Here is a 24,145-nt window from a genome sequence, read left to right as displayed (position 1 = left end):
GCCGGGGGTGCCAGGCGTGCACCCCCTGTGCACCCTCTGTGCACCCCCTGGTGCCGGACGGCGGGGCCAGGGGCGTGCCCGGAGGTGTTGCGCGGGCACCGTACGCACCGCTGGCGCGGAATTAACCGGACTGGGGCAGGGTGGTGCCAAGCGCGGGAGTGCCGCCGCGCACCGCAACCGCCGCCGCCAAGGGAGAGAGCGATGCCCAGCAAGCGATACTACGACAATGAAATGCAGCTGGAGCTGGACGCGCTGCAGCAGGACCTGCGCCGCGACTGGCTGGACAAGAGCCTGCCCCGCGAATGGGACGGCATGGACAGCTGGGAACGGATCGACAAGCCGAAGACCCGGGTCACGATCCGGCTGGACGCGGACATGGTGAAATGGTTCCGAAAGCTGGGCCCGAACTACAGCCGCCGGATCAACTCTGTGCTGCGAACCTACTGGATGGCGCTAATGGCGGGCTACATCCAGGCTCATGACAAGGACAACACGATCCTGCGCCTGAGCCTGCAAGCACGCTACATCGCCATGGGCCGGAACGCGGACGGGACGGAGAAGAGGTGAGGAGGAAAGGGCGGGCTGCGTTTGGCAAACCTCCCATTGTGAATTTTGCCTTCCGGTTGGGAAGCAACGTTCCACACCGATCAAGGCATTCGGCCGCTGAGAGCCCATTCCGGCTAATGCTGCGGAGGCTTTAGGCGGCCGCTTTGGGGACATGTTTGGCGACTGCGGCTGAACGTGCAGCCCCGAAGAAGTGCCGTGAGTTGGAGCTGAAACCGTGCCTGCCAGAAGCAGACACGCTGCAGTGGCCGCAAGAAATCCGCGTGTTACTCAATCCCGCCGGTCAAATCCTGCGCAAGCATCAGCGCATTGCCGTCGGGGTCGTAGAACGTCGCGGTTTTGACCATGCCCTCGACGACATCCGTCTCGCCGTCAAATCTGACTTTGGCCTGCTCCAGTTTCTGCCGGGCTGAATCCAGATCAGCGATCCCAAAGACTGGCACGCAGTTGCCGGGTGCTGGTTTGGTGTGCTCGCCAAGGCCAATGACGACACCGGGCGTGTTCGTCCGAATCTCGGACCAGCCCGCCTCATCGGCATGATAGAGCAGCTCAAATCCCAGCATGGCTTCGTACCACTTCGCGCTAGCAAGGCGATCCCTGACCGACATTGCGATGGTGATGGTTTGATCGACTGCGACAAGTGACATGGGCTTTCCTTATGACTTTAAATATACTAACTATACTTTATGGACATTGAGGCGTTTGTCAATATCACATCAAAGGCTTGGGCGCTGCCCATACTCTCGTGCCTGCATTCGGGCGTCGCCGGACGGCAAGCGCCCCTGTTGGCTGCGACCGGTGCAGGCAGAACCGCCTTCGCCCAAAGCATGGATCACCTGATTGAAATTGGATTGATTGAACGAAATCCTGGGTATGGTCATCCGCTGCGCCCGGAGTTCCGCCTTACACAGTTGGGGATTGCAGCGGCGGCCATTGCCCATAAGATCCGCGATGTTTCGGCAGAGGAAGATCAACCTTTGCTGCGCCGGTCGTGGACTTTGCCGATTCTGACATCGCTCCACACACCAAGCCATTTCAGCGAGATCAAGCGAAACCTGCCGGCGATAACAGACCGGGCGTTGTCGCAATCATTGAAATCCATGGAGGCAAGAAGCTGGGTGTGCCGCAGCGTAGATGGCGCCGCCCGCCCGCCGAGGTCTATCTATTATGCGGTGAACACTGGTGGCCTGATCAGCCAGGTCATTGCACCTGAAATTAGCTTCGCTTAGAAAAAAAACGGCCGTTAGCCGGAAGATGACGAAAGTCAGGAAAGCCCCGCTTTTCCCAAATTGATTTTCCGCAGCCTTTGTCTGGATGGCTGCGAACTCTTGTCTTGCAGACCACGGGAATGAGGACGGATGCCGCATCGGTTTCGGCTGGTCCGGGCTGCGGTGGCTGGCTGTGCCTGCCAGCGGGGCCGCTTCGGGGCTGCTGCCGGCGGATTGGGCGTGTTCCGCCGCCTGGCGGCGCAGGAGCGCGCTGTCTGTTCAGGTGCGGTTTCAGGCGCGATGCGGCCCTGCGGCCGCGCCGGGGTCAGGCGCTGGCGCAGAGCGGCGGGGTGCAGACCTCCCACATGTCCTGCAGCGCGCTCAGCACTTTTTTAGTGCCCGCAGAGGAGCTCGGCTTGACGATGTAGCCGCTGACATTGCGGTGGTAGGCGCGGGCAATGTCCTTGGGGTTGTCCGAGGTGGTGAACATGAAGACGATGTTGCCGGAAATCTCTTCCTTGGCGCGCAACGCATCGAGGAACTCATGCCCGTTCATGCGCGGCATGTTGATGTCCAGCAGAATGAAGAAAGGGCGCGGCAGATCCCGCGCGCGTTCGGTGGTGAGGATGTCAAGCGCTTCCAGGCCGTCGCAGGCCCGCACGATCCTGGCTGCCGGGGAATGCTTTTTCAGCGTGCGCTCCAGAATGAGAGCGTCCACGTCATTGTCCTCAACCAAAAGGATATTCATTCAGTCTTCTCCACGTCAGGCGGCCTTGTCTTGATGCCGGGCGGCGGCGGCCCCCTGGCCGGGCCAGCTAAACCGGAAATCGGCGCCTTGTCCAACCTCTGATTGCAGGGTCACCTTAAATCCGTGGCGTTCCACAGATTTCTTGACGATGGCGAGGCCAATCCCGGTGCTTTCCGGCTGGCCAGCGCGCCGCAGGGTCTGAAAGACGTCGAAGACCCGGCGGTGGTGCTCCGGCGCGATGCCGTTGCCGTTGTCGCGGACCGAGATATCGTAGCGGCCGTCCGCCTCCACCACGCTGACGGTTATTCTCAGGCGCTCCGGCTCGGGATGGTATTTGACCGCATTGCCGGCCAGGTTCTCCAGCACCCGGACAAAGTTGAATGTGTCCGCGGCAATATGCGTCACGTTCCCGCACAGCTCCAGCTGGCTGGCGGACAGGCCGAGGTCGGAGCGGAGCGTGTCCATCACGTCCGGCAGGCTGATCACCTTGTCCTCGACCGCATGGTTGCCGGTGCGTGCGTATTCCATCACCCCCTGGGTCAGGTCATTCATCCGGCGCACCCGTTCCGCGATCCGCTGCAGGTTGGCGGCCACTTCCGGGTCCGCATCAGCTGAGTTGAAGTAGCCCTCAAGGTCCTCCTGGATCATTTCCGTCAGCGAGCCGATGCCGCGCACCGGCGTCTTGAGGTCATGGGAGGTGATATAGACGAACTGTTCCAGCTCCTCGTTGGCTTTTTCGAGCTTTGCGGTTTCTGCCTTGAGGTCTGCCGTGACCCTGTCTGCGTAGGCGCGGGCGCGCTGATTGGAGCGGGCCATGAAGAACAGAAGCGAAATGACCAGCGCCTCGATCACCAGGCCGCCGATGAGAATGAGTGTCGGCTGCGAGTAGGAATGCGCCTGCCGGAAGCCCAGGCTGGTGCGGAAATCAATGGTCCAGTTGCGCCCGTAGATGTCCAGCTGGACGGTCTCTGCAAACTTGGGGGAGGGGTCGAACTGGGGGTCCGCCGGATCATGCTCGTCATAGATCATTTCGCCGCCGTCGCTGATGCTGAAACGCACATTCCGGAGCTCCTTGGACAGCAGGCCTGCCATCAGCTTGCGGACCACAAACGGCGCGTAGACCATGCCGTCCAGATGCCGCTTTCCATCGGTCTGTGCTCCGTTGCGGCCATCCGAGTAAAAAGGCGCGTAGAACAGGAAACCGGGGGTGCTGTTTTCATCCTGCACCAGCACGATCGGGCCGGTGATCCGGGCCTCGCCGGATGCGCTGCTGGCCAGGGCGGCCTCGCGGCGGTTGGTTTCGTGGGCAACGTCCAGGCCAACGGCGGCAGCGTTCAGCTGTTCGGGTTCGATGAAGGAGATCGGCAGGCGGATGCTGTTATCATGCGCCGGGTAGACCGAAAAATCCGGCCGTTCACCGCGCCGGGCCTGCATGTAGGCGCCGAACTGGCCGGGCTCGACATGGTGGATGATGCCAATTCCGTTGATGCCGGGGTAGCGTTTGTCCAGCCGGAGGGTCTGCGCAAAGGCCTTCCACTGCTGGTAGGTCATGTCGCCGCCATGGGACTGGACGGCTGAAACACCGGCCCACAACGCATCCTCATATTTTGCCATCCGTGCGGAAATCAGGCCGGTGGCCTGATCGCGGGCTTCCTTGAAAGCGTTTTCGATGCGGTTTTCCGTCTGCGCATTGGCATAGTACCAAGCGCCGAAGGTCATCATCAGCGACAGGGCAATCACCAGGGCATGGATCAGGGACAGGTGGCTGTCTTTAATGAAGCGGCGCCAGCTTTCCAGTTTGGACAATGTATTCGGCATGGAAATCACAACCCTTTGCGCGTTCGTTCCATTCTGCTTTTAAGTGACTTAACAATACATAAACATTCTCTGTGGTTGTGATTGTTTTTTAGGGAAGCAGAGGCAAATTTGAACTGGCCTGCAGGGGAAATGCGGCAGCTGCCCGCATTCAAGAGCGGCTGGCATGGCCGTGCGCCTGCTGTGCTGGAAGAGCTCCCAAGCAGCGGGTTTGCCGGTCCGGCACCCGAAGCGCTGCTTCAGTTGCTGGCCACCTGCAGGCCGGCCGCGCGGCTGACGGCGCGGGCAAAGGCGTCCCCAGCCTGGGTCGGGGTCAGGTCATCGCGCAGCAGATTGATCTGCGGCGCACGGCCCTGCCAGGGGTAGGGGTTGGCGGCGAACCAGGCGTGGCGCTCGACAAAGGGCAGGCGCTCCATCATTGCAATCGCCTTGCGGGCAAAGGCAGCGTTCTGCGCGTGGCTGGCGGCGGCGGGGCGGTTCCAGTCGATATGGGCGAACTCCGTCACCCAGACGGGGCGGCCGTATTCGCGGTGAACGGCACGCAGCCAGCGCTCAAACTCCTTCACGTTGCCATCCGTGGAATAATAGTGGACGGCCATGAAATCGACGCGCAGACCCTTGGCTTCGGCCTGATCCATGAAACGGCGCAGCCAAGAACCGGGCCCCAGGGTGCCCGACTGTGTGGTGGCCGGGCTGCCCAGGCGCAGCCCGTGGCGTTCCAGTTTCGGCCAAAGTTTTATGGCTTGCTGCACGCTCATCCCGGCCTGATGGCCGCCGGTGTGCCCGTCCGGTTCGTTGAATCCCAGAAGCGCGGTGGCCCTTTGGTCGGAGCGGATGCGCTTGTTCACATCGCTTGCGCCATGGATCATCGGCACAAATTCGACAGAGCGGCTTTGGCGGCCCTTGTGGTACATCTGATCCGGGCGCCAGTTGTAGTACCAGCCGAGGCCAGGGGTTTCCTCGATCCAGGCCAGGATGTTGTGGCTGGAGTTCTCCCACGCACCGACGCCTGCTTTCTGCGCCGCGGCCGGCCATGCCAATAGCATAAGCCCCAAGGTGAGGAAGATGTGCCTGATCATGCTGCTCTCTTATTATTGGCAGCAAGATAGCAGGATCTGGTGTGGGAGTCAGTCTGAAACCACTAAATACAGGTGCAATTGGCAGCAAATTGCCCGCATCCCTGCAACCGGTTGAGAGCAAAGGAAAACGGTTCGGCCTTCGGCCCGCAGCTTAGCGCAGGGAGGACCGTTTCAGCAGCCGCACCGCGTCGGGCCGGTCCAGCAGGGAGCGGCTCACGTCCAGCCCGTGGGCGCCGCGCTGGTGCGAGTCGGGCAGGGTGCCGGGGCGGGAGGCCCAGAAATCCTCGGGCAGAACCTGCCGGGTGACCGGATCAAGGAAGGTGCTTTCAGCCGCGATGCCCTCGGCATAGATGATATGGTGCTGGTCAAACAGGATCTGGAAGTAGTCGGTGAAGCCGCCGTCCAGCACCACCACGCTGCTGCCGTTTACCAGGTCGCGGGCACGCACCAGCAGTTCCGGCGTGCCGGCGCCGATCTCGTCCCGGCGCTGGTAGACCATCAGCCGGTGGCTGGGGCTGACAATCAGGTCGTTTGAGTTGTTGAGAGCACCTTTGCGGATCAGGATCGGGGCCAGGTCGCCAACCGCACGCAGGGTGGACTGGCCGATCCAGCGCACCTCCTGGATGCCGTCGTCGCGGGTCAGCACCCGGTCGCCGGCACGCATGTTCTCAATCGCGCGCTGTTCGCCGGTCGACAGCGTGATACGGGTGCCGCGGGTAAAGGAGACACAGGCCGATTGCGCCAGCTTGCGCCGTGCCGGCTCACGCTCTGCCTTGACCAAGGTATAGGGGGTTTGCACCTGCAGGGGCGCCAGCGGCACCAGGAAGATGGCGGCAATGTAGCCCTCGGCGTCTGCCTCCACCATCACCAGAATCTCGGTGTTGGGGCCGCGGTCGGGCATCAGGGTCAGCAGGCAATCCAGATGCAGCACCGCGCCCGGGGTGCCGATGGCGGTGCCGTCGGCAATGGTGAAGCTGCCGTCATGGTGGGCAGCGATGCCGAGGCGCTGCGGCGGGGCCGGGCTGTCGAGCAGGTAGATGTCATCGAGCACCAGATCCTCGAGCACGCCAAGCGGATCGCCCGCGTTGGCGCCGTATTCAACGCGGAAACGTTCGGCCGGGTAGGCCTGAACGGAGGAAAGGCTGGCGGTCACTGTCTGTCCCATCTGCGGGTCTGTCTTGGTCCATAATGCGGGCGCGCGCAGGGCGCTGTCCAACAGAAATGCCCGCGGAATGTGGCACAAAGGCGGTGGAACGGGGCTGTTTTTCCGGCAGCTTCACGATTGCGTCAGCCGCCGGGCGGGGCTGGTCTTTGCCAGCCACGCGGTGCAAGCTCCGGCAAACGGTGGAGAATCCGGAGGGAGATGAGCAATGGACTTGGGTATTTCGGGCAAGCGCGCGCTGGTCTGTGCCAGCAGCAAGGGGCTGGGCCTTGGCTGCGCCGAGGCGCTGGCGGAAGCCGGTGTGAACCTGGTGATGAACGCCCGCGGGGCTGAGGCGCTGGAGGCCTCGGCGCAGGCCATTCGCGAGCAGTACGGGGTCGATGTGGTGACGGTGGCTGCGGATGTGGCGACGCCGGAGGGGCAGAAGCAGGTGCTGGATACGGCGGAGGGCGTCGATATCCTGGTGACCAACGCGGGCGGGCCGCCGCCGGGCATGTGGACCGACTGGGACCGCGAGGATTTCATCAAGGCGCTGGATGCCAACATGCTGGCGCCGATTGCGCTGATGAAGGCGCTGCTGCCCGGCATGATGGAGCGCGGCTGGGGCCGGGTGGTCAATATCACCTCGGTGTCGGTCAAATCGCCGGTGTCGGTGCTGGGGCTGTCAAACTCGGCCCGTGCGGGGCTGACGGGCTATGTCGCGGGCACCTCGCGGCAGGTGGCGGGCCACGGGGTTACCATCAACAACCTGCAGCCGGGCATCCATGCCACCGACCGCGCCGTGGCGCTGGACGGCGGCGCGGCCAAGGCGCAGGGGATCACCCCCGAAGAAGCGCAGAAGCAGCGGTTTGCCACCATTCCCGCAGGCCGTTACGGCACCCGTCAGGAGTTCGGGGCCGCCTGTGCCTTCCTGTGCTCGCAGCACGCGGGTTTCATCGTCGGGCAGAACATCCTGCTGGACGGCGGCGCCACCAACACCACGATGTAAGGAGGAGCGGGGCGCATGGATGGCGGGTTTTCCCTGAAGGACCAGTTGTTTAACCGGGAAAAGGTTCGCCATCTGGCGGGCCTGTTCGCGGCTGCGGACGGCGGGTTCGATGCTGATGCTTTCGAGGCCAAAGTGATGGCAGACCTGCCGGCGCTGGAGCTGAAGCAGCGGATGGCGCTGATTGCAGATGTGCTGGCAGAGCATCTGCCGGCGGATCTGCCCGACGCCGCGCCGGTTCTGTTGAAGGCGCTGCCGCCGCCGCTGGATCCGTCCAAGACCGACGATGATTTCGGCGATTTCATCTATGCACCATTGGGGGAATATGTGGCCGCCAATGGCATCGAGGCGCATCCGGACCTGTCGCTGGACCTGCTGGAGGAAATCACCCAGCGATTCTCCATGGAATGGGCGATCCGCCCCTTCCTGAACCGCTGGCCGGGTGAGGTGCTGGCGCGGATGGAGGTGTGGGCCAGCCACTCCAGCTATCACGTCCGCCGTCTGGTCAGCGAAGGCACCCGGCCGCGGCTGCCCTGGGGCGAAGCGGTGGGATTGCAGCTGGATGAGCCGCTGCCGCTGCTGGACCGCCTGCATTCCGATCCGACCCGCTATGTCACCCGCTCGATCGCCAACCATCTGAACGACGTCGCCAAGAAAGATCCGGATCTGGTGATGGACCGTTTGGAGGCGTGGCAGGCCGCCGGGGCGCAGTCGGCCAAGGAACTGGGCTGGATGACCTCCCACGCGCTGCGCGGATTGGTCAAGGCAGGCCACCCGCGGGCGATGAAGATGCTGGGATATGACCCGGATCTGGAGCTGGGCGCCGAAATCGTGCTGAAATCGCAAAATGTACGGATTGGTGACGCGCTGGAGTTCTCTGCGCAGCTGCAGGGGCAGGCGGGGTTACCGGTTTTGGTGGATTATATCCTGCATTTCCAGCGGCCTGGCGGGAAAGTGTCCGCCAAGGTGTTCAAATTGAAGCAATCGAAAATTTCAAGTAAATTGTTGCAATTGGACAAGCGTCACAAGCTGAAGGGCAACGCCACGACCTTCAAGCTGGTGCCGGGGCCGCACCGGATTGAGCTGATGGTGAACGGCAGAGTGCGGGCCGAGGCGGCGTTTGAGCTGCTGCCGGAGGGGTGAGATTTACACCAGCAACTGAATGTTCGTTCCGCCTGGCCGAAGGCCGGGCAGCGCCCGTCCCGCCCTCACCGGGGCGGGCGCTTTGCTTCCTGCCCCGGCGGGACGGGCGCTGCCCTCAGTGACTTGTCCGCACGTGCCATCACAGTTGCGTCAAGCCTCCCGCCGGCCCGATTGCCGGAGTGCCTGAGGGGCGCTATCCCGATGGTCCGGAACCATCAGGAAGGGCGCTCCCATGAAACATGAAAACGTGCAGGCTTATTACGGCGAGGTGCTGCAGGGCAGCGAGGATCTCCAGACCAATGCCTGCTGCACGCCGGGCGACATGCCGGATCATGTGAAGGCGGTGCTTTCAAAGATTCACGATGAGGTGCTGACCCGCTATTACGGCTGCGGGCTGATTGCGCCGGAGGCGCTGGAGGGCGCGCGCATCCTTGATCTCGGCTGCGGTGCGGGCCGGGACGTCTATGCGCTGTCGGCGCTGGTGGGCGAACACGGCAGGGTCGTCGGCGTCGACATGACGCCTGCCCAGCTGGAGGTGGCGCGCCGCCATCAGGACTACCATGCTGAGGCATTTGGCTATGCCAAGTCCAACGTCGAATTTCACCACGGGTTTATCGAGACGCTGGAGGAACTGGACCTGGAGCCCGGCTCCTTTGACATCATCGTCTCCAACTGCGTGATCAACCTGGCCACCGACAAGGGCGCGGTGCTGCGCGGCGCGCATCATCTGCTGAAAGAGGGCGGGGAGATGTATTTCTCCGACGTTTACGCCGACCGGCGGGTGCCGGAAGAGATGGCAGAGGATGAGGTGCTTTATGGCGAATGCCTGTCCGGGGCGCTGTATTGGAACGATTTTCTGACAATCGCGAAAGAGTCGGGCTTCAAGGACCCGCGGATGGTGACCTCGCGCCTTTTGACCATTGAGAACCCGGTGCTGGAGAAGCGGGTGCAGCCGCTGAAGTTCCTGTCGGCCACTTACCGGCTGTTCAAGCTGTCCGCCTTGGAGCCGGCATGCGAGGATTACGGGCAAGCGGTGATCTACAAGGGCACCATTGATCATGCGCCGCACCGGTTCATGCTGGACGGCCACCATGTGATCGAGGCGGGCAAGGTGTTCCCGGTCTGCGGCAACACCTGGATGATGCTGCAGGACAGCCGCTTTGCCCCGCATTTCGAGTTTATTGGCGATTTTGAGACCCACTACGGGATCTTTGCCGGCTGCGGCGGCAGTTCGCCCTTCAACGGGCTGGAGCAGGACGGTGCGGCGCCGGGCTGCTGTTAACACGGTCAATTTGCCACTGAATCCAACCGCCCGGCGGTGCCGCCGGGCAGCGTCCGTCCGCCCCCACGGACGGACGCTTCGCTTACCCGCCCTCGGACGGACGTTGCCCTCAGCGCGATTTCATGGCCGACCGCTGCTTTTCTGACCGCTTGCGGCCCTGCCGCTGGGTTGCTATCCCGTCGAGACCCCAAGCGTTTTTATCGGAAACAGCCCGAGGCCTCATGAACACTGCCCCCGCCGGCATCAGCCGAACGATCGCCCCGCCGCGGCTGGAAATCCGCAACCTCCGGCGCTTCTTCGAAGGGCGCGCGGTGGTCGACGATGTCTCGCTGCAGATCCAGGCGGGGCAGGTGACCTGCCTGCTGGGTCCCTCGGGCTGCGGCAAATCCACCACCCTGCGGATGATCGCGGGCGTGGAGATGCAGGACAGCGGCGAGATCTATGTCGATGGCAAGCTGATCTGCGATACCGTGTTCAGGGTGCCCCCCGAACGGCGCGAGATCGGGCTGATGTTCCAGGACTTCGCCCTGTTCCCGCACCTGAGCGTCGCCGACAACGTGGGCTTTGGCCTGAAGGGCAGCAAGGACGAGAAACGCGCACGGGTCGAGGAGCTTTTGAACCGGGTCTCGCTCAAGCGCTTCATCGACGGCTACCCGCACCAGCTGTCGGGCGGCGAGCAGCAGCGGGTGGCGCTGGCCCGGGCGATTGCGCCGCGCCCGCGCATCATGCTGATGGATGAGCCGTTCTCCGGCCTCGACAACCGGCTGCGCGACGGCATCCGCGATGAGACGCTGAGCCTCTTGAAAGAAGAAGACACCGCCGTTCTGCTGGTGACGCATGAGCCGGAAGAGGCGATGCGGATGGCCGATGAGATCGCGCTGATGCGCGGCGGCCGGATCGTGCAGCAGGGCGCGCCCTACAACGTCTATACCCACCCTGCGGACAAGGCCGCGGTCTCCTTCTTCAGTGACGTGAACGTGCTGAAGGCGGAGGTGAACGGCGCGCTGGCCAAGACGGCCTTTGGCGAGTTCCTGGCGCCCGGCGTGGCGGATGGCACCGCGGTGGAAATCGTGTTCCGCCCGCAGCATCTGCGCATCGACTTCGACCGCGGCGGCCAGGGGCCGCTGCCGACACCCAGCGACGGGGTGCCGGCCCGCGCAACTGTTGAGCGGGCGCGTTTCCTGGGCAGCGAGAGCCTGGTGGAGTTCCGGATGGATTTCGACGGCTCGGTGCTCAAGGCGACGGTGCCCAACGTGTTCCTGCCAGAGGCGGGCCGCGTGATGTGGCTGACAGTGCGCCGCAACCGCTGTTTTGTCTTTCCTGCCTGAGCGTTAGCGGGCATTCTGCAACTGAGGAATCCGGAGGTGCAGATGCAGGGCAGCTATCAGATCCGGGCGTTGACGCTCGCGGAAATCCAGACCGCTGTGGACTGGGCCGCGCGTGAGGGCTGGAACCCGGGCCACCGGGATACGGCCTGCTTTGCGAGCGTTGATCCGAAAGGCTTCTGGGGCGGGTTCCTGGACGGGAAGATGATCGCCTGCATCTCGGTGGTGAACTACGGCGCGGCGTTTGCCTTCCTCGGCTTTTACATCGTGGCGCCGGAATTTCGCGGGCAGGGCTTCGGCTATGCGCTTTGGCAGCGGGCGCTGGAACACGCCGGGAGCCGGGTTGTCGGCCTCGACGGGGTGGTGGACCAGCAAACGAACTACCGCCGCTCCGGCTTTGAGCTTGCGTACCGCAACATCCGCTTTGGCGGGGTGCCGTCGGCCGGGCTGGAGGTTTCCACCGAGTTCAATCTGCAACAGGTGACTGCCCCAACGGCGGAGCTGGAAGCGATGGATGCCAGCGTCTTTCCGGCGCCGCGCCGGGGGTTCTGGCAGCAGTGGCTGGGGGCAGAGGGCCATCATTCCTTTGCCGCTTACAAGGATGACAAGCTGATTGGCTTCGGCACGCTGCGGCCCTGCGGCAGCGGCTGCAAGATCGGGCCGCTGGTTGCGGTCTCCCGCGTGGCGGCCGAGGCGGTTCTGGCGCGGCTGCTGCAGGACCTGCCTGCGGGACAGGAGGTGTTTCTGGATGTGCCGGAGCCCCATGCTGCGGCGGTTGAACTGGCGCGCTCGCTGGGGCTGGAGCCGGTGTTTGAAACCGCCCGGATGTACCGCGGGCCTGCGCCGCAGTTGGAGACGGACCTGATTTACGGGGTGACCTCGTTTGAACTGGGGTAGGGGGCGCTGACCCCGCCGCCGCTGGCGGCTCCCCCGGAGTATTTTGAGAAAGATGAAAGAGCTTAGCCAGAGTTCCCATAAGGATCATAGTCTTGCAGGCGCTTGCCGGGTTCGTCCACGAACAGCTCGGGCAGGGCGGAGGTGTCCTCGATGAGGTCGACGCGGAACACCCGGAAGTCTCCGCGCGTCTCGCACCAGGCGGTCAGGGTCCAGACCCGGCCCCAGTATTCCATGTGCAGCGGGCGGATCTTCCGCTCTGTCAGGGTGCCGTCGATGCGGCGGTAGGTCAGCTGCAGTTTCTGCCGCGCCTTGATGGCGGCCCGCAGTGTCGGCATATGGGCCAGGGCGCGGGCGGCGTCGGAGAAGGGGTAGACCGCGAATTTCCAGGCGTCGGCCTCGGCGATGGTCTGCTCCGGCAGCACCGCGTCGACCTTGGCGGCCAGCGACAGGGCGGCGGCCTTCAGGTCCGGGTCGGCGGCCTCAGCCACGATGGCCATGCCGAGGTTCAGCGCCTCCAGCTCCTCTGGCGTCAATGTCAGCGGCGGCAGGCTGATCTGCTCGCGCACCATGTAGCCGACGCCGCGCTCCCCCTCCACCGGCACGCCGGAGGCCACCAGCGTGTCCATGTCGCGGTAGATGGTGCGGGTGGAAACCTCCAGCCGTTCGGCGATGTCCTGCGCGCGGTGCAGTTTCCCGTCGCGCAGGATCTGGATGATTTCAAAAAGGCGGTCGGTGCGGCGCATGGGGCTAGCCTTTGCGCGGTGGCGTCAGGAGGTCAAGGGCTGCGCCCGGCCCGCAGGCGCAGCCTGCAGTGTTTCGGGCCTTCAGGCGCAGCCCGGGAGGCTTAGGGCGCCATCTGCCACAGCACCTCTTCATGGCGCATGCTGGCGCTGTCCGGGGCAATGGCCGCCATCACCTCCGGCGTGAAGTCCTGCTGCATGAATTCCTGCGCCACTTTCTGCGCCGTCGCCATGTCCTTCCAGACCACATAGTCGGTCCAGCTGCCATCCTCGCCCTGGCTCAGCTGGCGGGTGACAAAGCCGTCCTGCGCGCGCACGAAGCCCTCGGTGCGCTGCATCAGGGCGGTGAAATCCGCGGGACTCACGCCATCGGCCAGTTTGAAGGTTACGATTTCGGCGACATGTTTGCTCATCACGTTTCTCCTTTGTTCATGTGATGGGCTGGATTTACCGCCCTCCAACTGACATAAACCTGTCAGTTGGGTGCAAGCGGGTGTCAAAAACTTCCGATTCCTGCACTTGCAGGCGCTTTCTGCGTGCGGAGTTGCTTTCGCTCAAAGCCGCGCCCGCGCTAAACCCGTAGCGAACAATTCTACCGGCGCCGCCAATCCGCGCCGGATCAAGTAAGGAGAGACTCACATGCTCAACAACATCGGCCTGCCTGGCCTGCTGCTCATCGCTGTCGTGGTGCTGGTCCTGTTCGGCCGCGGCAAGATTTCCTCGCTGATGGGTGAGGTCGGCAAGGGCATCACCTCGTTCAAGAAGGGCATCAACGAAGGCAGCAAGGAACTGGAGCAGGACGCCGCGGACGTGGCCAAAGACGTGACCCCCGAGTCCGAAAAAGACAAGGCCTAAGCGCGGATGTTCGATCTTGGGTGGACCGAACTGCTGGTCATCGGCGTTGTCGCGCTGATCGTCGTCGGCCCCAAGGACCTGCCGGTGCTGTTCCGCAACGTGGGGCGGTTTGTCGGCAAGGCCAAGGGGATGGCGCGCGAGTTCAGCCGGGCGATGCATGACGCGGCGGATGAGGCCGGGGTCAATGAGGTCGCCAAGGGGCTGAAGGCTGCGTCGAACCCGATGAGCACCGCCATGGACGGGGTCAAGCAGGCGGCGCAGGAGATGGCGACGTCGATCGACCCGACCAAATACGACCCCAACAGCGAGACCGGCAAGCTGGCGGCGGAACGCGCCGAGGATGCCAAGAAGATCCAGGCATCGACAGCGCGCGCCGCGGCGGAGCGCAAGGCGCGCGAGGCCGAGGAAGCGCTGGCCAAGGCGGAAGCCGCCGAGGCGGCGCTGAAGCCTGCGGCTGCGAAGGAAGAAGAGGCCAAGTCATGAGCAAGACGGATGAGATCGACGACTCAACCGCGCCGCTGATCGAGCATCTGGCCGAACTGCGCAACCGGCTGATCCATTCGGTCGCCGCCTTTATCGTCGGCATGGTGATCTGTTTCACCGTGGCAACGCCGGTGTTCAACTTCCTGACCGCACCGCTGTGCCAGGTGCTGGCCGAGGGCGGCCAGGACTGTGCGCTGATCTTCATCAGCCCGCAGGAAGGCTTCTTTGTCGCGATCAAGATCTCCTTCCTGGGCGGCTTCATCCTGGCGTTCCCCTATATTGGGTTCCAGATGTGGCGGTTCGTGGCGCCGGGGCTGTATAAGTCCGAGAAGGGGGCATTCCTGCCTTTCCTGGTTGCCTCGCCCTTCATGTTCCTCTTGGGCGCCAGCTTTGCCTTCTATGTGGTCACGCCGCTGGCCTATGACTTCTTCCTGGGGTTCCAGCAGTTCGGTTCCGGCGGCGAGGCGGTGGTTGGCGAGCAGGTCAATCAGGGCCTCAGCGTGGTGTTCCAGGGTTCCGCCCAGGAGTATCTGAACCTGACGATCAAGTTCATCGTGGCCTTTGGCCTGTGTTTCCAGCTGCCGGTTCTGCTGACGCTGATGGGCAAGGCCGGTCTGGTAAGCGCCGAGGGACTTGGCTCTGTCCGCAAATACGCGGTGGTGGCGATCCTGGTGCTGGCGGCGCTGGTGACGCCGCCGGATGTGATCACCCAGATCATCCTGTTTGTGGTGGTTTACGGGCTCTATGAGATCTCGATTTTCCTGGTCCGCCGGGTAGAGGCCAAGCGCGAGGCGAAGCTGCGCGCGGAGGGCTACTATGACGACGAGGAAATGGAGGCGCATCCGGATGAACCGGTGCCTGCCGAAGCCGAGGACGGCAAGGGCTGACGGGCCGGAGAGAGTTTGAAATGGAAAAGCGCGCCTGAGAGGGCGCGCTTTTTTTATAGGAAGTGCTGGTCTGCATTGAGCCCAAAATCACATATGCGGCGCATTGTTCGAAGGGCCGCTTTATGGGATAAGTCTCGACAGTCATCGGCTGCTGATACACTGGCTGAGCCTTCGGATTTTGCAGAAAGGCACGTTCTAGACCATTGGCACGAAGTGTTAGCAACCCGCCCAAAGTGAGCAAACCGAGACTTGGTGAGTTACCAACTCTTTGGTCAAAAATTGTCGGCATCAAATGCCCGGAATGTGGTCGCCCGCAGTCTCCAAGAAAGATGGGTTCAACCAACCCTTATCGCGGACACAATCGAACTGATTTTCATAAGTGCGGTGGGTGCGGCTCACTGCTCTATTTGACTGGCGAGCGGCGTCTCAGGAGGTTTTTCTTGCTGGATTTGCCGACATTTCTTGTAGTCGGCAACTTTGGATTTGCTCTTCTTAGAAATGTCGACGGATTGAACATATACCGTGAAGCTAGGGAAGCCTACGAACCAAACTTTGTAGGTTTTCTTCTGATCTGCGCTGCCATCTACATTAGTGTGAGTTTGCTGAGGCGATTTGAAATCGTCCGCATTGCGGCCTCACCAGATGTTGAGGACAAAGAAACGGATTCCAACTCCTGAACTATGCCGTACTGCAGGTCAACGAACCGCTGCAAACTGCTATCCCTCGTTCTGGTGTCGGAACGCATAACTGACATTCGCACAACCGCAGCGAATTCACACTTCGTCCCGCTCAATTGCCCTTCGCGGTTTCAGGCTATTCAGTCGATCTCCGTATAAGTGTAAGGCCAAGCCGCAGGAAGGACGTCCACACTCCCAACACTCTTTCGTGAAACCCCGCCCTCTGGCGTATCCATGCCCCGCCCCATGAGGCATCCTGCGGCCAGTCCTGGAATAAGGGAGGTTTCCATGAACAAGTTTCTTGCTGTCCTGACCTGCTCTGCGGTCTGCGCGCTGGCCTCTGCGTCCTACGCCGAAGATCCGCCGATGGGGTTCTTTGTTACATCCGTTGGCCTTGGCGACGGCGGCAATCTGGGCGGGCTGGAGGGGGCGGATGCCCATTGTGCCAGCCTGGCTGAGGCGGCGGGCTCCACTGGCCGGACCTGGCGCGCCTATCTCAGCACGCAGGAAGAGGGCAAACGCGGCATCTCCGCCCGCTCCCGCATCGGCACCGGCCCCTGGTACAACGCCAACGGAGAGCTGATCGCGGTTGATCTGGACCAGCTGCACATCATGCCCAATATCTATGCCCGCACCGCGGTGGATGAGAACGGCAACCGCATCAAGGGCCGCGGCGATGATCCGAATGAGCATGACATCCTGACCGGCACCCAGGAAGACGGCACCGCCTATTTCCCCTGGCAGGAGGGAGACAAGACCTGTTCGAACTGGACCTCTAACGGTGAAGGCTCAGCCACGGTCGGCCACCACGACCGCCACGGCGGCGGCAATACGTCGTGGAACGCGGCGCATAATTCGCGCGGCTGCAGCGCTGACGACCTGCGCGGGACCGGCGGCAACGGTTATTTCTACTGCTTCGCGGCGGATTGAGGCGGTAAGGCCGCGCTGATCTGAGAGCGCTGGAACCGCAAAGGCGCGCCGGATCCGGCGCGCCTTTCTATGCGGCGGCACCGCGCAGGAAAAAGACCTCTACCGGATCGGCAACCCCGCGCACGCTGTGACGGCCGCAGCTGGCAAACAGACCGGGGGCGGCCGCGGCGACAGAGGCGGATGCCAGAACGGGATGCCCGGTGGATTTCGTCAGGCCTTCGATCCGGCTCGCCAGGTTCACCGCGGCGCCAAGGACGGTGAAATCCAGCCTGCCGGGGCTGCCGATATTACCATAGCTGACGCGGCCCGCGTTTAAGCCGATACCGATTTCCAGCGGCGGTTTGCCTGCTTCCGTGCGGGAGGTGTTCACCGTGGCAAGCCCGGCGAGCGCCGTTTGCGCGGCCTGTGCGGCTTGACGGCACTGTTCCGCGTGGCTGCTTCCGTCAGCGGCGGGGAAGATCGACAGAATGCCGTCGCCCATGAACTTCAGCACGTCACCGCCTGCGTCCTCAACCGCCTGCACCACCACGTCGAAATAGGTGTTCAGGGCGTCGAACACGTCCTCTTCGCTGGCACTGTCCGAGAGGGCCGTGAAGCCGCGCAGATCGGTGAACATGACAACAGCGTCCAGCGCCGTGCGCTCGCCGCGCTTGATGGAACCATTCCAGACCGCGTCCGACGGCCCATCGCCGAGATAGGTCCGCAGCAGGCTGCGCGAGGACTTGCGCATGGTGACGGGTTCCAGGGCTGAGGAGAGGCCGGGCAGGGAGGCCTCGATCATTGCCAGGTTCTCCGCCGTGAAGCCGCTGTCAGCCTGAGTGACAAAGGTGCAGCCGTGCATAGACCCGTCGCCGTAATACAAGAGCGTGGCATAGTAGTCGGTGCCGCCAGCCTCCGCGAACTCATGATAGGAAATGTGGTCGGCCTCAGGGTCTAGGCCGCGCAGGCTTTTGTGCAGCGGGCGGCGATGAGCCAGAATGTACTCAAAGGAGCTGCCGACGTAGCTGTCTGTCAGCATCACATCATGGGTGACGTCATAGCTCTCCGTGTTCTCTGGTGTCCAGACAACGCCCCAGGCAATCAGCAGCGGGTTTGCAAACCGCTGCCCGATGTTGACCCGCCACAGCGGCACCCCGGCCTCGATCAGCGTTGTGCAGAAGTGCGAGACAACCTTGACCGGATCGCCGCAACAGCGGCCTTCGGTCATCATCCAGCGGGAGAGAGCATCCATGGCGTCCATAGGGACAGGGTATACTTAAGGCTCGCAGCAGAACAGGTGCTGGCTTCCCCTTGCCGCCCTTGCCGGAACATGCTTTGAAACCCGGCAAAGACGGCCCGTTGACGAAGGGAGGCACCACATGGACCAGATCGCATTGACCCGCATTGCCGAGGCGCTGGAGCGGATGTCGCCCGCGCCGCTGGAAACCCCCGATTTCAACGCGGCCGCCGCCTTTGTCTGGCATGTGGGGCCGGAGCGGCTGGAGCCGGTGGAGGCGGTGAACCGGGTTGATCTGAACCTGCTGGTCGGCATCAACCGCTCCCGCGATACGCTCTTGGAGAACACCCGGCGTTTTGCCCAAGGCTTTGCCGCCAACAACGCGTTGCTGTGGGGCGCGCGGGGGATGGGCAAGTCGAGCCTGGTGAAAGCCGTGCACGGGGCGCTGGCAGGGGATCACCCGCAGCTCAAACTGGTGGAGCTGCAGCGCGAGGATCTGCCTTCGGTCGCGCGGCTGCTGGGGCACCTGCGCGGCTCGGAGCACCGGTTCATCCTGTTCTGCGATGACTTGTCGTTCAGCCATGATGACCAGCACTACAAGAGCCTCAAGGCGGTGCTGGACGGCGGCATCGAGGGGCGGCCGGAAAACGTGGTGTTCTATGCCACTTCCAACCGCCGCCACCTGATGCCGCGGGACATGATCGAAAACGAGCGCTCCAGCGCCATCAACCCGTCGGAAGCGGTGGAGGAGAAGGTCTCTCTGTCGGACCGCTTCGGGCTTTGGCTGGGCTTCCACCCCTGCGATCAGGACGAATACCTGGCGATGATCGAGGGCTATTGCGCGGCCTATGGCGTTGAGGTGGAGGCAGAGGAGTTGCGTGCCGAGGCGGTTGAATGGCAGGCCACCCGCGGCGCGCGCTCGGGCCGGGTGGCCTGGCAGTTCTTCACCGATTTGGCCGGACGGCACGGGGTAAGCCTGCGCTGAGGCTCTGAAACGCCTCTGCAAGCACATGCGGAAGCCGGGCCAGCGACTGCCCGCGGGGTGGCGCTGCAACGCCTGTGCAGGGCAGTTTATGCCTGCAACCTCCGTAAAAGTTACCTAGGGAACACTGACCTCTTCAAAGCGCCAGCCCGATGGGGCGGGCAGGCGCTGGCCCGGCGGCTTCGCCTTGACTCCGGGCCTTGGACCTCCCTGAAACAGAAAAGCCCGGCCAAACAGCCGGGCTTTTGTTTGTTAACAACGAGTTAATGGTGTTAGTTCAGGTAGCTCAGCGGGTCGATGCTTTCGAACCCGTCACGCACTTCGAAATGCACATAGGCATCATCGCCGCCGCGCAGCGAGGCGATGCGCTGGCCGCGGACCACACTGTCGCCTTTCTTGACGGTGATGTTGCCGACGTTCTGATAGACCGTCAGCAGCTTCTGGCTGTGGCGGATAACCACGATCGGCACATTGTTGGAATCCTTGGTGATCGCCGCCACCGTGCCGGCCTCGGCCGCGTTGACTGGCGCACCAGCGGCGGCCGCAATGTCGATGCCGTCATTGCGGCCCTTGGAATAGGTCTTGATGATCTTGCCCTGCACCGGATAGGCCATCGCCGCGCTGCTGCTGCGGGTGGGGGCCGGCAGTTCCGGCTTGGGCAGGGTTTCCGCGGCGGGCTTCACTGCGGCGGGCTCGACCTTTTCCTCCGGCAGCGGCTTGCTGGCGCTGGGCGGTACCGGAGTCTCCGATCCGGCGCCCGGCTCAGTCACCACCACGGGGGCTGCTGCAGCGGCAGGCGTCACCTCGGCGGCGGGCTGCTCTTTCAGGGGGATCAGCAGGTACTGGCCCTCACGCACTGCAAAATCGCTGCCGAGGCCGTTCCACTCTGCCAGCGACTTCACCGGCACCTGATAGAGCCGCGAAATGGTATAAGCGGTTTCGCCGCGCTTCACCTTGTGGCGCACCGGTTCCGGGCCGGCCTGCACCGCGGCGGGCTGCGGTTTGGGGGCGGGCTGGATTTCGGTGGTGGTCACCGAGCCTGCGTTGGGGGAGGTCAGCGGCGCGGTGTCGATGGCCTGGCCTGCAAGGCTGGCGATATCGACCGAACCCGGCGTGGCATTTCCCGGCACGCTGCCCGGCGCGCGGCGCGGCAGCGCCAGAACCTCGCCCTGGCGCATCTTGTCGCCAGTCTCCATGCCGTTAAAGCGTGCAACCTCGTCGGCAGGCAGGCCGATGCGGGCAGCCACATCCCCCACAGTGTCGCCGCGCTGGGCGACGGCCACCTGGTAAGACGGGTAGGAGATCAGCCCGCGGGAGTCGGGCGCGGGGCGGTTCGCCGTGGCTGATTGCGCGGCACCTGCGGTGTTGAAAGCACCGATCTGGCCGCGCAGGTCGTAGTCCAGCGGGCTCTGGCAGGCCGCCAGTACACCGGCCAGCGGCAGCAGGGCCAGCATCCGGGCCCGGGGCAGTACCGTATGGGACAGGCCGCGGAACATGGTCCGGGCGGGGGGGATCCGGGTCATTTCGCTCTCCTCAAAACACGCATCCCCTTTTTCGCGGGGATTCTCTCGCGTCAATCACTATAGCCGATGCCATTTGCGGCTCGGCTGAAATCCGCCGCCAGTTTACGTGTCTTTCCCCAGGCCCTCAAGCAGCGGAACAAAGCGCACCGGGCGCAATTCGTCATACTCCAGCCCGTCCTCGGTCTTGCGCACCCGGATCAGGGTCTGGACGTGGTCAGACTGGCCCACCGGCAGCACCATGATGCCGCCCGTCTTGAGCTGCGCCAGAAGCGGTCCGGGCGGATCTTCGGCAGCCGCCGTCACGATGATGCGGTCAAAGGGCGCCTGTTCGCTGAGCCCGTGGCTGCCGTCGCCCACCAGCGAGGTCACATTGGCCAGCTGCAGCTGCTCAAACACCGCCCGCGCTTCGCGCACAAGCCGGGCGTGGCGGTCGATGGTATAGACCCGGCGCGCCAGTTTCGACAGGATTGCGGCCTGGTAGCCGGAACCGGTGCCGACCTCCAGCACGGTGTCGCGGGGGGAGATCTGCAGCGCCTGGGTCATCATGCCCACCACCGAGGGCTGCGAAATGGTCTGGCCGCAGGCAATCGGCAGCGGCACGTCCTCATAGGCGCGTTCCGAGAAGATGCCGCGCACGAAAAGCCCGCGGTCGATCTGTTCGATCGCCTCCAGCACCTTCTGGTCGGTCACCCCGCGCGAGCGCACGGAGTAGACGAACTGCATCTTGGTTTGCGCGTCAGGCCCGCTCATGCGCCGGGGCCCTCGATTGCCTTCAGGGCATCCATGGCATCGCGCGCGGTCAGGTCGGCACGCATCGGAGTGACGGAGATGTAGCCGTCCAGGTTCACTGCCGCATCAGAGCCGGGTGCGGTCTCCACATGCTGGTTGCCACCGCGGATCCACAGGTACCGCCGCCCGGTGGGCGACAACTGTTCCTCGGCGGAGAAATGGGTACCAGGGCGGACCCCCTGCGGTGCGACGCGGGCGCCCTTCACGTCCGCGGCCGGGACTGGCGGGAAGTTGATGTTGTAAAACAGCCGGTAATCCTGATTGTCCTGCGGCTGGGCCGCCAGAATCTTTTTCACCAGCGCGGCACCATGCACGGCAGAGGCCTCAAACGGATTGTCCGTCTCGCGGTTGGCCGGGCCGTAATACTGCGACAGCGCCATCGCCGGGATACCCTGCAGCGCCGCTTCCATCGCGCCGCCCAGGGTGCCGGAGTAGAGCGCGTTTTCAGCCGAGTTGTTGCCGCGATTCACGCCTGACAGCACCAGATCCGGCTTTGCCCCCTGCATCGCCACATGAATGCCCGCCAGCACGCAGTCGGCGGGCGAGCCTTCGGCGGCAAAGCGGCGCGCGCCCAGCTGGCTCAGCATGGTGGGGCGGGTATAGCTGATGCAATGGCCGACGCCGGACTGTTCAAACGCGGGCGCCACGGTCCAGACCTCGCCTTCGGGGCCTGCGACCTCATGGGCAATGGCGTCCAGAACCTTGAGCCCCTCGGCGCTGATGCCGTCGTCGTTGGTGATCAGAATGCGCATGAAAAGCCTGCCTGCCGTCTTCAACCGGGTTTTCGATTGAATAGGACCTGCATCCGAACGGAGCAAGGTTTTCGCAGGGAGAAGCCGGATCCGCGGCAAAGCGGGGCAGGGAGGCAACAGGCGGGATGGCCGGGCGGGGCTCGGCGGGCTCCCGCGCCCTTGGGCTGCATCAAAGATGCCGTCCAAAGCCTTGGGCCGGGCGCCGCGCGGATGCGCGGCGCGGGCCGGTCTCGGAGGTCAGTCCGCCAGGATCAGCGGCAGCAGGCGTGCGGCCTCGTCCTGGATCGGGGTCAGCGCATCGCGGTCCTCGCCCGGGTGGAAACGGGCGCGCAGGGCTGTGGCCATCGGCTGCGGCTCCAGGATCTTGACCTTGGGGCCGGTGCGCTCTGTTTCGGCCTGCCAGCTGCGGGCCAGCGCCATCTGCGCCGCCTTGGTGGCGCCGTAGGTGCCGTAGAACTTCTCGCCCGCCTTAGGGTCGTCAAAGAACACCGCGCGGCCCGATTGGCCCAGGAGCGGCGCCACATAGGGGATCAGAACCGAGGTGGCAGTGGCATTAATCGCGAGGGCCTTGGTCCAGTCCTTGGCGGCAACCGAGGGCGCCGGGCACAGGGCGGTGGCATGGATTGCGGTGTGCAGCCACAGGTCCAGCTTGCCCCAGCGGTCATGGATGCCGCGGCAGAGCGTCGCCATCGCCTCCGGCACGGTGATGTCCATCGGCGCCAGGGTGGCAGAGCCGCCCGCCGCCTTGATGCGGTCGTCCAGCTCTTCCAGCGCGCCGGTGGTGCGGGCGACGGCAACGATGTGATGGGTGGGCGCAAGCGCCTCGGCGAGGGCATTGCCCAAGCCGCGCGATGCACCGGTGATGAGAGCGATTTTGTCTGTCATGGCCGCCTTCTTGGGCCGCCCGCGCGGGCAGGTCAAGAGGCGGAAGGCAACGCCAGGGATTTTCGAAAACCCCTGGCAAATTTCTTGGACGAGATTTGCGCCGCTGGCCGCCGGCTCAGCTGCCGGGCATCACCAGGCGTTTGGTTTCGCCGCGCTGGTTCAGCACCAGGCCGTGGGCGTCGATGGCAATGATCTGGCCCTGCGACAGCTTGGTGCCGCGCTTGACTTCGCGGGTGCGGCCAGAGGGCAGGCGGATCAGCGCGCTCATGCTGTTTTCGGGTCCGTAAACGCCCAGCAGGCTCAGGTTGCTGCGGTTCACCGCATTGGGCTGGGTTGCCAGCCCCGCCACTTTGGCGGAGGTCTGCTCGTTCGCCATTTTGTCCGTCCTTCGTTGATCCGGATGGCATCTGGCGTGCCGGCGCAGGTGTTTCAAGCAGGCAAAACGGGCCTCGGCGGAAAGCTGCAGCCGGCTGAGAGGAGGACCGCCGATGACCCCGGGTCAGGCTGCTTGCAGCGGCCCCTTCGTCATGCCTCAGGCGTCATAAACCAGCGACGGCAGGTCGTGCCCGTAGGCATAGAGCAGCTCCAGCAGCTCCTCCAGCTCTGCGCCGTCCTTCTGCAGCGGGTAGAGCGGGTGGTTCTGTTCGGTGACCTTCAGTTCCGGGTACTGGCCGCCAGGGCGCATTTCCAGCATGCAGCCCGCGGGCATCGGCATATCCGGCGGGATCGCATTGGCCAGCCAGGCCGGCCGGTCGCCCAGCTTGTCGGTCTCGCGCATCTCAAAAAGGTCGAGATAGGCGTCAAAGTCATCGCGGCTGATGCTGGCCCAGGTGCCCAGGATGAACTCCTCGCCCCTGGTGCCGGACAGCGGGATTGCCAGCACTGCGCGGACAAAGCGCAGATCGCCGAGGCGGCAGAAATCCTCGGTCAGGATGTCGCCGCGGGTGGCGAGGACGGCAGAGTTGTCCTCCACCTCCAGATCCTCGGAACAGATATCGGGCCGGTCGCAGCTGAGGCTGAGCAGCTGCGCAAACGTCGCGCCGCAGCAGCGGCACTGGCGCGGGGAGGTCAGCATGCGGGCAAGATGCGCGTCCAAGGGGCGGCCTTTCGTCAGGAGCATAGGAAAAGGCGCGGGCCGTCATGGCCAGCGCCTCCCCACGCAAAGTTCCGGGCCCTCATAGACGGATGCGGGCCAAAGTTCAAACCCCTGGTGGGGCA

The 24,145-nt window shown here is 63.9% G+C and carries 27 protein-coding genes; 13 read left to right on the top strand and 14 right to left on the bottom strand.

What is annotated here, in order from left to right; translation table 11 throughout:
* Positions 1-201: 201 nt before the first annotated feature.
* A complete protein-coding gene (locus RA24_RS21700) occupies positions 202-567 on the top strand; it encodes a BrnA antitoxin family protein (RefSeq protein ID WP_052254164.1) in 366 nt (121 codons plus the stop codon).
* Positions 568-830: 263 nt separating this feature from the next.
* Here RA24_RS21700 and RA24_RS05300 read toward each other — a convergent pair whose 3' ends face one another.
* Entirely contained in the window at positions 831-1,211 is a 381-nt protein-coding gene (locus RA24_RS05300) for a VOC family protein (protein ID WP_039190319.1), read from the bottom strand.
* A gap of 39 nt (positions 1,212-1,250) precedes the next feature.
* On the opposite strand from RA24_RS05300, the gene RA24_RS05295 reads away from it, so the two are divergent.
* Positions 1,251-1,793 carry a winged helix-turn-helix transcriptional regulator gene (locus RA24_RS05295; protein ID WP_039170583.1) on the top strand — a complete coding sequence of 181 codons (543 nt, stop codon included), beginning with the start codon at positions 1,251-1,253 and terminating at the stop codon, positions 1,791-1,793.
* A 304-nt stretch (positions 1,794-2,097) separates the two neighbouring features.
* Here RA24_RS05295 and RA24_RS05290 read toward each other — a convergent pair whose 3' ends face one another.
* From RA24_RS05290 to RA24_RS05275, 4 genes are all read right to left on the bottom strand, one after another.
* Positions 2,098-2,520, bottom strand: a complete 423-nt coding sequence (locus tag RA24_RS05290; RefSeq protein WP_019295966.1) for a response regulator — start codon at positions 2,518-2,520, stop codon at positions 2,098-2,100.
* Between the two features lie 15 nt (positions 2,521-2,535).
* Positions 2,536-4,338 carry a CHASE domain-containing protein gene (locus tag RA24_RS05285; RefSeq protein WP_039190317.1) on the bottom strand — a complete coding sequence of 601 codons (1,803 nt, stop codon included), beginning with the start codon at positions 4,336-4,338 and terminating at the stop codon, positions 2,536-2,538.
* A 236-nt stretch (positions 4,339-4,574) separates the two neighbouring features.
* Complete coding sequence (locus tag RA24_RS05280) at positions 4,575-5,414, bottom strand: glycosyl hydrolase (RefSeq protein WP_241480907.1); 840 nt, start codon at positions 5,412-5,414, stop codon at positions 4,575-4,577.
* A 151-nt stretch (positions 5,415-5,565) separates the two neighbouring features.
* Positions 5,566-6,579 (bottom strand): Hint domain-containing protein, encoded by a 1,014-nt coding sequence (locus RA24_RS05275; RefSeq protein ID WP_039190391.1) that lies wholly within the window; start codon positions 6,577-6,579, stop codon positions 5,566-5,568.
* 205 nt (positions 6,580-6,784) lie between these two features.
* Between RA24_RS05275 and RA24_RS05270 the strand changes: the two genes are divergently transcribed.
* From RA24_RS05270 to RA24_RS05250, 5 genes are all read left to right on the top strand, one after another.
* Positions 6,785-7,564, top strand: a complete 780-nt coding sequence (locus tag RA24_RS05270) for an SDR family oxidoreductase (protein WP_039190313.1) — start codon at positions 6,785-6,787, stop codon at positions 7,562-7,564.
* 15 nt (positions 7,565-7,579) lie between these two features.
* Entirely contained in the window at positions 7,580-8,704 is a 1,125-nt protein-coding gene (locus tag RA24_RS05265) for a hypothetical protein (protein ID WP_039190312.1), read from the top strand.
* Between the two features lie 232 nt (positions 8,705-8,936).
* Positions 8,937-9,986 (top strand): methyltransferase domain-containing protein, encoded by a 1,050-nt coding sequence (locus RA24_RS05260; RefSeq protein WP_039190310.1) that lies wholly within the window; start codon positions 8,937-8,939, stop codon positions 9,984-9,986.
* Positions 9,987-10,207: 221 nt separating this feature from the next.
* Positions 10,208-11,314, top strand: coding sequence for an ABC transporter ATP-binding protein (locus RA24_RS05255; RefSeq protein ID WP_019295959.1), 1,107 nt, complete (start codon positions 10,208-10,210; stop codon positions 11,312-11,314).
* A gap of 42 nt (positions 11,315-11,356) precedes the next feature.
* A complete protein-coding gene (locus RA24_RS05250) occupies positions 11,357-12,208 on the top strand; it encodes a GNAT family N-acetyltransferase (protein ID WP_039190308.1) in 852 nt (283 codons plus the stop codon).
* A gap of 62 nt (positions 12,209-12,270) precedes the next feature.
* Here RA24_RS05250 and RA24_RS05245 read toward each other — a convergent pair whose 3' ends face one another.
* Together RA24_RS05245 and RA24_RS05240 are read right to left on the bottom strand one after the other, a co-directional pair.
* Complete coding sequence (locus RA24_RS05245) at positions 12,271-12,951, bottom strand: helix-turn-helix transcriptional regulator (protein WP_039190307.1); 681 nt, start codon at positions 12,949-12,951, stop codon at positions 12,271-12,273.
* 101 nt (positions 12,952-13,052) lie between these two features.
* Positions 13,053-13,361 (bottom strand): hypothetical protein, encoded by a 309-nt coding sequence (locus RA24_RS05240; protein ID WP_039170588.1) that lies wholly within the window; start codon positions 13,359-13,361, stop codon positions 13,053-13,055.
* Positions 13,362-13,587: 226 nt separating this feature from the next.
* Here RA24_RS05240 and RA24_RS05235 point away from each other — a divergent pair, with 226 nt between their 5' ends.
* The 5 genes from RA24_RS05235 to RA24_RS05220 all read left to right on the top strand — a co-directional run bounded on the left by RA24_RS05235 (position 13,588) and on the right by RA24_RS05220 (position 16,780).
* Complete coding sequence (locus RA24_RS05235) at positions 13,588-13,803, top strand: twin-arginine translocase TatA/TatE family subunit (RefSeq protein WP_019295955.1); 216 nt, start codon at positions 13,588-13,590, stop codon at positions 13,801-13,803.
* Between the two features lie 6 nt (positions 13,804-13,809).
* Positions 13,810-14,286 carry a Sec-independent protein translocase protein TatB gene (gene tatB / locus RA24_RS05230; protein ID WP_039145454.1) on the top strand — a complete coding sequence of 159 codons (477 nt, stop codon included), beginning with the start codon at positions 13,810-13,812 and terminating at the stop codon, positions 14,284-14,286.
* Entirely contained in the window at positions 14,283-15,173 is an 891-nt protein-coding gene (gene tatC, locus RA24_RS05225; RefSeq protein WP_039190305.1) for a twin-arginine translocase subunit TatC, read from the top strand. The genes tatB and tatC overlap by 4 nt, the downstream gene beginning before the upstream one ends.
* A 233-nt stretch (positions 15,174-15,406) precedes the next feature.
* Positions 15,407-15,850, top strand: a complete 444-nt coding sequence (locus RA24_RS22195) for a hypothetical protein (protein WP_152610457.1) — start codon at positions 15,407-15,409, stop codon at positions 15,848-15,850.
* Between the two features lie 288 nt (positions 15,851-16,138).
* Complete coding sequence (locus RA24_RS05220) at positions 16,139-16,780, top strand: hypothetical protein (protein ID WP_039190303.1); 642 nt, start codon at positions 16,139-16,141, stop codon at positions 16,778-16,780.
* 67 nt (positions 16,781-16,847) lie between these two features.
* Here RA24_RS05220 and RA24_RS05215 read toward each other — a convergent pair whose 3' ends face one another.
* Positions 16,848-18,011, bottom strand: coding sequence for an adenylate/guanylate cyclase domain-containing protein (locus RA24_RS05215; RefSeq protein WP_241480906.1), 1,164 nt, complete (start codon positions 18,009-18,011; stop codon positions 16,848-16,850).
* A gap of 127 nt (positions 18,012-18,138) precedes the next feature.
* On the opposite strand from RA24_RS05215, the gene RA24_RS05210 reads away from it, so the two are divergent.
* Positions 18,139-18,981 (top strand): ATP-binding protein, encoded by an 843-nt coding sequence (locus RA24_RS05210; protein WP_019295950.1) that lies wholly within the window; start codon positions 18,139-18,141, stop codon positions 18,979-18,981.
* A 269-nt stretch (positions 18,982-19,250) separates the two neighbouring features.
* On the opposite strand, the gene RA24_RS05205 is transcribed toward RA24_RS05210, so the two are convergent.
* The 6 genes from RA24_RS05205 to RA24_RS05180 all read right to left on the bottom strand — a co-directional run bounded on the left by RA24_RS05205 (position 19,251) and on the right by RA24_RS05180 (position 24,047).
* Positions 19,251-20,501: a peptidoglycan DD-metalloendopeptidase family protein gene (locus RA24_RS05205; RefSeq protein WP_193747111.1), complete on the bottom strand. Its 1,251-nt coding sequence runs from the start codon at positions 20,499-20,501 to the stop codon at positions 19,251-19,253.
* 102 nt (positions 20,502-20,603) lie between these two features.
* Positions 20,604-21,251 carry a protein-L-isoaspartate(D-aspartate) O-methyltransferase gene (locus tag RA24_RS05200; RefSeq protein ID WP_019295948.1) on the bottom strand — a complete coding sequence of 216 codons (648 nt, stop codon included), beginning with the start codon at positions 21,249-21,251 and terminating at the stop codon, positions 20,604-20,606.
* Positions 21,248-22,042, bottom strand: coding sequence for a 5'/3'-nucleotidase SurE (surE, locus tag RA24_RS05195; protein ID WP_039190300.1), 795 nt, complete (start codon positions 22,040-22,042; stop codon positions 21,248-21,250). Before surE ends, RA24_RS05200 begins: the two co-directional genes overlap by 4 nt.
* A gap of 237 nt (positions 22,043-22,279) precedes the next feature.
* On the bottom strand, positions 22,280-22,927 hold the full coding sequence (locus RA24_RS05190; RefSeq protein WP_019295946.1) for an SDR family NAD(P)-dependent oxidoreductase: 648 nt from the start codon (positions 22,925-22,927) through the stop codon (positions 22,280-22,282).
* A 115-nt stretch (positions 22,928-23,042) separates the two neighbouring features.
* Complete coding sequence (locus RA24_RS05185) at positions 23,043-23,303, bottom strand: hypothetical protein (RefSeq protein ID WP_039190298.1); 261 nt, start codon at positions 23,301-23,303, stop codon at positions 23,043-23,045.
* A 156-nt stretch (positions 23,304-23,459) separates the two neighbouring features.
* Positions 23,460-24,047, bottom strand: coding sequence for a DUF2199 domain-containing protein (locus RA24_RS05180; RefSeq protein ID WP_019295944.1), 588 nt, complete (start codon positions 24,045-24,047; stop codon positions 23,460-23,462).
* Positions 24,048-24,145: the final 98 nt, after the last annotated feature.

Origin of the sequence: Leisingera sp. ANG-M6, from assembly GCF_000813905.1 — a bacterium.
Lineage (GTDB): Bacteria > Pseudomonadota > Alphaproteobacteria > Rhodobacterales > Rhodobacteraceae > Leisingera.
This window is presented reverse-complemented; position numbering and strand designations above follow the sequence as displayed.

Coding starts and splice junctions, on each gene's coding strand:
- RA24_RS05190 (WP_019295946.1), bottom strand. CDS start 22,927: ATGACAGACAAAATCGCTCTCATCACCGGTGCATCGCGCGGCTTGGGC.
- RA24_RS05240 (WP_039170588.1), bottom strand. CDS start 13,361: ATGAGCAAACATGTCGCCGAAATCGTAACCTTCAAACTGGCCGATGGC.
- RA24_RS05260 (WP_039190310.1), top strand. CDS start 8,937: ATGAAACATGAAAACGTGCAGGCTTATTACGGCGAGGTGCTGCAGGGC.
- RA24_RS05285 (WP_039190317.1), bottom strand. CDS start 4,338: ATGCCGAATACATTGTCCAAACTGGAAAGCTGGCGCCGCTTCATTAAA.
- RA24_RS05210 (WP_019295950.1), top strand. CDS start 18,139: ATGGACCAGATCGCATTGACCCGCATTGCCGAGGCGCTGGAGCGGATG.
- RA24_RS05205 (WP_193747111.1), bottom strand. CDS start 20,501: ATGACCCGGATCCCCCCCGCCCGGACCATGTTCCGCGGCCTGTCCCAT.
- RA24_RS05290 (WP_019295966.1), bottom strand. CDS start 2,520: ATGAATATCCTTTTGGTTGAGGACAATGACGTGGACGCTCTCATTCTG.
- RA24_RS05220 (WP_039190303.1), top strand. CDS start 16,139: ATGAACAAGTTTCTTGCTGTCCTGACCTGCTCTGCGGTCTGCGCGCTG.
- RA24_RS05255 (WP_019295959.1), top strand. CDS start 10,208: ATGAACACTGCCCCCGCCGGCATCAGCCGAACGATCGCCCCGCCGCGG.
- tatB (WP_039145454.1), top strand. CDS start 13,810: ATGTTCGATCTTGGGTGGACCGAACTGCTGGTCATCGGCGTTGTCGCG.
- RA24_RS05200 (WP_019295948.1), bottom strand. CDS start 21,251: ATGAGCGGGCCTGACGCGCAAACCAAGATGCAGTTCGTCTACTCCGTG.
- tatC (WP_039190305.1), top strand. CDS start 14,283: ATGAGCAAGACGGATGAGATCGACGACTCAACCGCGCCGCTGATCGAG.
- RA24_RS05275 (WP_039190391.1), bottom strand. CDS start 6,579: ATGGGACAGACAGTGACCGCCAGCCTTTCCTCCGTTCAGGCCTACCCG.
- RA24_RS05265 (WP_039190312.1), top strand. CDS start 7,580: ATGGATGGCGGGTTTTCCCTGAAGGACCAGTTGTTTAACCGGGAAAAG.
- RA24_RS05280 (WP_241480907.1), bottom strand. CDS start 5,414: ATGATCAGGCACATCTTCCTCACCTTGGGGCTTATGCTATTGGCATGG.
- RA24_RS05235 (WP_019295955.1), top strand. CDS start 13,588: ATGCTCAACAACATCGGCCTGCCTGGCCTGCTGCTCATCGCTGTCGTG.
- surE (WP_039190300.1), bottom strand. CDS start 22,042: ATGCGCATTCTGATCACCAACGACGACGGCATCAGCGCCGAGGGGCTC.
- RA24_RS05270 (WP_039190313.1), top strand. CDS start 6,785: ATGGACTTGGGTATTTCGGGCAAGCGCGCGCTGGTCTGTGCCAGCAGC.
- RA24_RS05180 (WP_019295944.1), bottom strand. CDS start 24,047: ATGCTCCTGACGAAAGGCCGCCCCTTGGACGCGCATCTTGCCCGCATG.
- RA24_RS05295 (WP_039170583.1), top strand. CDS start 1,251: ATGGACATTGAGGCGTTTGTCAATATCACATCAAAGGCTTGGGCGCTG.
- RA24_RS05185 (WP_039190298.1), bottom strand. CDS start 23,303: ATGGCGAACGAGCAGACCTCCGCCAAAGTGGCGGGGCTGGCAACCCAG.
- RA24_RS05250 (WP_039190308.1), top strand. CDS start 11,357: ATGCAGGGCAGCTATCAGATCCGGGCGTTGACGCTCGCGGAAATCCAG.
- RA24_RS21700 (WP_052254164.1), top strand. CDS start 202: ATGCCCAGCAAGCGATACTACGACAATGAAATGCAGCTGGAGCTGGAC.
- RA24_RS05215 (WP_241480906.1), bottom strand. CDS start 18,011: ATGGATGCTCTCTCCCGCTGGATGATGACCGAAGGCCGCTGTTGCGGC.
- RA24_RS05245 (WP_039190307.1), bottom strand. CDS start 12,951: ATGCGCCGCACCGACCGCCTTTTTGAAATCATCCAGATCCTGCGCGAC.
- RA24_RS05300 (WP_039190319.1), bottom strand. CDS start 1,211: ATGTCACTTGTCGCAGTCGATCAAACCATCACCATCGCAATGTCGGTC.